Raw genomic sequence first — 5,970 nt, forward strand, 5'->3', positions numbered from 1 at the left:
CGCCCTGGCGGCGCTCGACATCGGAGAGAACGTTCCGCTTCTCGTTGAGCAGGTAAGTCGCCACCGGCACCGGCAGAATGGCGCGAATCTGGGCGCTGCGCTCTTTCATGGCCTCTTCTTCAATCAGGCGAAGAATCGACAGCGCCATGGAGCGCACGTCGCGAATGGTGCCCTGGCCATCGCAGCGGGGGCAGACGACGCCACTGGTCTCGCCGAGCGAGGGGCGCAGCCGCTGGCGCGACATTTCCATCAGCCCGAAGCGCGAGATACGACCGATCTGTACGCGGGCGCGGTCGAGCTTGAGCGCGTCGCGAACGCGGTTTTCGACTTCGCGCTGGTTGCGTGCCGGCGACATGTCGATGAAATCGATGACCACCAGGCCGCCGATATCGCGCAGCCGCAGCTGGCGGGCGATCTCGTCGGAGGCTTCCAGGTTGGTCTGGAGCGCGGTTTCCTCGATGTCCGCGCCGCGAGTGGCGCGTGCCGAGTTGATGTCGATCGAGACCAGCGCTTCGGTGTGGTCGATAACCACCGAGCCACCCGAGGGCAGCTTGACCTCGCGCTGATAGGCGGTCTCGATCTGGGATTCGATCTGGAAGCGCGAGAACAGCGGAACGTCGTCGGTGTAGAGCTTGATCTTCTGCTGATAGGACGGCATCACCTGGCGGATGAAGCTCAGCGCCTCCTCGTGCACGTCCGCACTGTCGATCAGCACCTCGCCGATGTCCTGGCGCAGGTAGTCGCGCATGGCGCGGATGATCACGTTCGATTCGCGGTAGATCAGGAACGGGGCAGGGCGCTTGACCGCTTCGGTGGTGATCGCGTCCCACACCTGGACCAGGTAGTCGAGATCCCACTGCAACTCTTCCGGAGAACGGCCGATACCCGCGGTGCGCACGATGACGCCCATCTTGTCGGGCAGGGTCAATTGACCCATGGCATCCTTGAGCTGGCTGCGCTCATCGCCCTCGATCCGGCGGGAGATGCCGCCGGCGCGGGGGTTGTTGGGCATCAGTACCAGGAATCGTCCCGCCAGGCTGATGAAGGTCGTCAGCGCCGCGCCTTTGTTGCCGCGCTCCTCCTTGTCGACCTGGACGATGACCTCCTGGCCTTCCTTCAGGACTTCCTTGATGTTGGGTCGGCCCGAAGGATCCTTGGAGAAGTACTCGCGGGAGATTTCCTTGAGCGGCAGGAAGCCGTGGCGTTCCGCGCCGAAGTCGACGAAAGCCGCTTCGAGGCTGGGTTCGAGGCGGGTGATTTTGCCCCGATAGATGTTGGCTTTCTTCTGCTCCCGGGCACCGGATTCGATGTCCAGGTCGTAAAGGCGTTGTCCATCCACGAGTGCGACGCGCAGCTCTTCCGGCTGTGTCGCATTGATGAGCATTCTTTTCATACGGTCTCGCTAATTGAGCGTGCCGGTGGAAGGCGTGCTGCAATCGGCGACGACGAACCGCAAGCGGTCGTGCTGTGCTCGCGCACATTGGTGAAGCGACCCGGCAGGGCAAGCAGGCGCAGGGTGTGCCGGAACGGGCTCAGCGTGTCACACGCAAGGGAACCCGCGTCAGGAACTCGAGGGGAATGTCCGAACAACGCAGTTCGAGTCGCACGGTGCGGCTATCGGTGCGAGTTCGGGTCGACGCTCATCGAGCCCAGTGGCGTGCTTGCTCATTACCATTACATCTTTGCTTTCATTACCTGCTTGCTAGGGACGCTACACGAACATGGGTTGAGTACGAAACGGTGGCAGGACATGTCACGGCGCGTTTTTCGTCGACGCATCCGGTCCTGCAGACTGCCGTCTATATCACTTGGCATTGTTCGGTTCGGCGACGCCTTCCACTGGTACCTGTGGATTTCCCGCGAGCATGGCGATCTGATGTCAGTCGCACGGTCGAGTCGGGGCCTGGCGTTCCAAACGTGTTTTGATCACTCCAGCAGCCGTGAGCGGTTGGCTTCGTTAACTCTCTGGAAGATCGAGACATTTTTTCACTTCGGTCAGCCTATGCAGTCGCTGACGCCTGAATGGGTGATAAACCCATCGAGTGAATCCGCAATATAACAGTAATGCCGAGGCAGCGGCAATTGAGCTCGCGCTCCCGGCTGCGTGCGTTAGAATGGCGCCCGGCGGCGCGCTGGTGTCGCCGCGCAGTGCCGTCGAGGGAGTCGAGCATGGCCGAAGGCCAGGAAGTACAGTTTATCGAGGTCAGCGAGTCCCAGCAGGGGCAGCGAATCGACAATTTCCTGCGGACGCGTCTCAAGGGCGCGCCGAAGTCGTTGATCTATCGCATCGTTCGCAAGGGCGAGGTACGTGTCAACAAGAAGCGCATCAAGGCGGACTATCGCGTTCAGGCCGGGGACGTGGTCCGCGTGCCGCCGCTGCGGCTGGCACCGGAGAGTGCGGTGAAGGAGGCCAGCGAAAGCCTGCGCAACCTGCTGGCCGGCAGCGTCGTCATCGAGGGCCCCGACTGGCTGGTCATCAACAAGCCTTCGGGGCTGGCGGTGCACGGCGGCAGTGGCGTCAAGATCGGCCTGATCGAGGCGCTGCGCCAGGTACGCGAGGACCTGGACTTCCTCGAGCTCGTTCACCGTCTCGATCGCGACACCTCGGGCTGCCTGCTGTTGGCCAAGAACCGCGAATCGTTGCTGTCGCTCAATACCGCGCTACGCGAGCGCCGCATGGAGAAGGGGTATCTGGCTCTGGTGCAGGGGCGCTGGCCGGCACGTCGCGACTACGTCAGCGCCCGGCTGGAGCGTTACGACGCCGGCAACGGCGAGCGTCGGGTGCGGGTCGACGACAATGGCAAGGTATCGCGGACCCGCTTCGCGGTGCGTGAAACGTTCCCGAAGGTGACGCTGATCGAGGCGGAGCCGGTCACCGGCCGCACTCATCAGATTCGTGTCCATGCCGCCCATGCCGGACACGCGCTGCTGGGTGACGACAAGTACGGCAGCGCCGAGGGGGCTCGCATCGCGAGGTCCCTGCGCCTGGATCGCCTGTTCCTGCATGCCTTGACCCTGACCTTCCCCGATCCCAGGACCGGGCGGCCCGTGCAGGCGAGAGCGCCGCTGGAACCCGGACTGGAGAAGGTGCTGGAGCGTGCGCGTCATGGCGGTTGAGGCGCTGGCGGGCGAGAGCGTGTCGCGGCGCTGCCGCTACTCGCTGGTGATCTTCGATTGGGACGGTACGCTGATGGATTCGGCGGCGCGTATCGTGGCTTGCATGCAGGCCGCTGCGCGGGAGTTGCAGTGGCCGGTGCCGAGCGATGCCGCCGTTCGCGATATCATCGGCCTGGGCCTGCCGGAGGCCGTCGCCATGCTCTTTCCGGGGGTGACGGCTCCCGAGCGGGACCGCTTGCGGGAAGCCTACGGCCATCAGTTCCGGATCGCCGATCGGATACCGACCCCGTTCTTCCCTGGCGTGGGGGAGGGCATCGGGTGCCTGCGCCAGGATTCCCGCTGCCGGCTGGCGGTCGCGACCGGCAAGAGTCGTCGCGGGCTGGATCGTGTCTTCGGTCACGAATCCTGCGGCGGCTGGTTCGCGGCGAGCCGCACCGCCGATCTCACGCGTTCGAAACCGCACCCCCAGATGCTCGAGGAGCTGCTGACCGAGTGCGATGTGCCCATCGGCGAGGCCGTCATGATCGGCGATACCGAATACGACCTGGAGATGGCCAGGGCCATCGGCATGGATCGCGTCGCGGTGACCTACGGCGTGCACGAACGCCAGCGTCTGCAGCACAGCGACCCCAGATTCGTCGCCGATGACTTTCCGTCGATCGTCGAGTGGTTGTTGGTGTGATGACCCCGAGTGCGGGATTTCAGCGAGGAGGCGGTGATGAGCGACGATCGACGTGATGACTGGACGCAAGGGCCGGAGTTGAGCCGGACGGAGGCGGAGCGGCGCAGGGCCACGGGCGCGCCTCGCGATGGCGAGCCGGCCAGTGCCGATACGGTGCGGCTGGCCGAGGTGCAGATGATGGATCGTTGGGTCGGCGGGGTGCTCGCCGAGCAGCGACGTTCCCGGCGCTGGAAGATCTTCTTCCGGCTGCTGTTCGCGCTGATCGTGATCGCGGGGCTGTGTCTGAGCGCCTACGCCATGTTCCTGGCCCAGGGCGACGGCGGATCCGCCAGTCGTCGACATCTTGGTGTTGTCGAGGTCAATGGACCCATCGACGCCAACGGCCAGGCCAATGCGGAACGCATCATCGAGGGGCTGCAGCGGGCGTGGAGGGATCCCGGTGCCGATGCCGTGGTGCTGCATGTCAACAGCCCTGGCGGAAGCCCCGTCCAGTCGCAGCGTGTCTATGACGAGATTCGCTATCTCGAGGCCCAGGGCGACAAGCCGATTCTGGCCGTCATCGAGGACATCGGTGCCAGCGGTGCCTACTACATGGCGTCGGCGGCGGACCGCATCTACGCCTCGCCGGCCAGCCTGGTCGGTTCGATCGGCGTCATCAGCGCGGGCTTCGGCCTCGAGCACGCGATCGACAAGATCGGCGTCGAACGCCGTGTCTTCACGGCAGGGGACAACAAGGCCTTCATGGATCCGTTCTCGCAGATATCGCCGGGGCAGCGCGAGTTCTGGCAGTCCGTGCTGGATACCACCCACCGGCAGTTCATCGATGCCGTCAAGGCCGGTCGGGGTGATCGCCTGAGCGACGATCCGGAGCTGTTTTCCGGCCTGGTCTGGACCGGCGAACAGGCCAAGTCGCTGGGGCTGGTCGACGACATCGCCAACCTCGAGCAGCTGTCGCGGGCGCGCCTGGGGGAGGTGAGTCTCGAGGATTACACGCCGTCCCTCGATCCCTGGTCGCTGTTCTCCAACAAGCTCACCAGCGCGGCGGCCCACTGGCTGGGACTGGACAGCGCCGCGTCTCCGGTGCGCTATCAGCTGCCTTGAGGGGTTTCCCGGTGGTTCCCCAGCGGATTCACGCCAGCCTCCCTCAGCAGTTCGCACAGCTTGATGAGGGGGAGGCCGATCAGGGTGTTGGGGTCGTCACCCTCGAAGCGTTCGAACAGGGCGATGCCGAGCCCCTCCATGCGAAAGCTGCCCGAGCTGTCGTAGGGCTGGTCACGGGAGACATAGCCCTCGATTTCCTCGTCACTCAGCGCTCGGAACCAGACGTGGTAGGTGTCGTGAACGACGCGGTGGTGCCCGGCCCGGGTATCGATCAGGGCCAGGCCTGTCATGAGGCTGACCTTGCGGCCTGAAAAGCGGCGCAGGTTGGCGCAGGCCGTATCGAAGTCGCCGGGCTTCCCCAGTATGTCGCCGTCGAACAGCGCTAGCTGGTCGGAGCCGATGACCAGATGGGCCGGGTAGTCGGCAGCGACTGCCTGGGCCTTGGAGAGAGCGAGGCGGTGGGCCAGGGTAACTGCATCTTCGCCCTCGCGCCGGCTTTCGTCGATATCCGGCGCGGTCCATTGATAGGGGATCTCGAGCCGGTCGAGCAGTTGTCGACGGTAGCGGGAGCTGGAGGCGAGTACCAATCGAGACATGAGGGTCCTTGTCTTGAAGTCGAGGCAGAGGGTGGAAGTCGGTGCAGCGAACATGATGAAGGGCATGGGCGACGCGCGTATGCCTTGTCGAACAACAGAATAGCGCGATTCAAGCGCTTTGACAGAGACCCGGTGAATCCCTATGATGTCGCGCCTATGTTGACCAGACGACTTCCCCCGACCGTCGAGCCTTACCGGGCAGCGGCTAACCAAGAAACGATCGAGGGGCTTGTCGACCTCGAGAAACTGGCACGCCTCGCAGCCGAGATCGGGCCGCAGCAGGGCAGCGCCGTCGTCAGGCTGCAGTTCGACGTCGATACGCAGCGTCGGCATCTGATCGACGGGGATCTTGAAGCGGATCTCATGATTCCGTGCCGGCGCTGTCTGAAGCCCATGGCGGTGTCGGTCGCCAGTCACTTCAAGTTGGCTGTCGTCAGCGACGATGCGTTGGCGGCGGCGGTGCCCAGCGACTAT

Annotated in this window: 6 protein-coding genes; 4 read left to right on the top strand and 2 right to left on the bottom strand. The window is 64.4% G+C overall.

What is annotated here, in order from left to right; genetic code table 11:
• Positions 1-1,393: ribonuclease E (rne, locus tag AC3AYF_RS17325; RefSeq protein ID WP_487780081.1), on the bottom strand; the 1,393-nt coding region annotated here is incomplete at its 3' end.
• A 776-nt stretch (positions 1,394-2,169) separates the two neighbouring features.
• Between rne and AC3AYF_RS17330 the strand changes: the two genes are divergently transcribed.
• From AC3AYF_RS17330 to sppA, 3 genes are read left to right on the top strand one after another with little or no spacing between them, the layout of a single operon-like run.
• A complete protein-coding gene (locus AC3AYF_RS17330; protein ID WP_149434708.1) occupies positions 2,170-3,117 on the top strand; it encodes an RluA family pseudouridine synthase in 948 nt (315 codons plus the stop codon).
• Positions 3,107-3,799 carry an HAD-IA family hydrolase gene (locus AC3AYF_RS17335; RefSeq protein ID WP_487780082.1) on the top strand — a complete coding sequence of 231 codons (693 nt, stop codon included), beginning with the start codon at positions 3,107-3,109 and terminating at the stop codon, positions 3,797-3,799. Before AC3AYF_RS17330 ends, AC3AYF_RS17335 begins: the two co-directional genes overlap by 11 nt.
• Before the next feature lie 36 nt (positions 3,800-3,835).
• Positions 3,836-4,900 (top strand): signal peptide peptidase SppA, encoded by a 1,065-nt coding sequence (sppA, locus tag AC3AYF_RS17340; protein ID WP_295040950.1) that lies wholly within the window; start codon positions 3,836-3,838, stop codon positions 4,898-4,900.
• Here sppA and AC3AYF_RS17345 read toward each other — a convergent pair.
• The gene (locus AC3AYF_RS17345; RefSeq protein WP_295040948.1) at positions 4,888-5,496 is read right to left on the bottom strand and encodes a Maf family protein; all 609 of its coding nucleotides are present in this window, start codon (positions 5,494-5,496) and stop codon (positions 4,888-4,890) included. The genes sppA and AC3AYF_RS17345 overlap by 13 nt on opposite strands.
• Positions 5,497-5,580: 84 nt before the next feature.
• Between AC3AYF_RS17345 and AC3AYF_RS17350 the strand changes: the two genes are divergently transcribed.
• Positions 5,581-5,970 (top strand): DUF177 domain-containing protein (locus tag AC3AYF_RS17350; protein ID WP_487780083.1); only part of this gene is annotated, 390 nt, incomplete at its 3' end.

Source organism: Salinicola sp. (genome assembly GCF_982684285.1).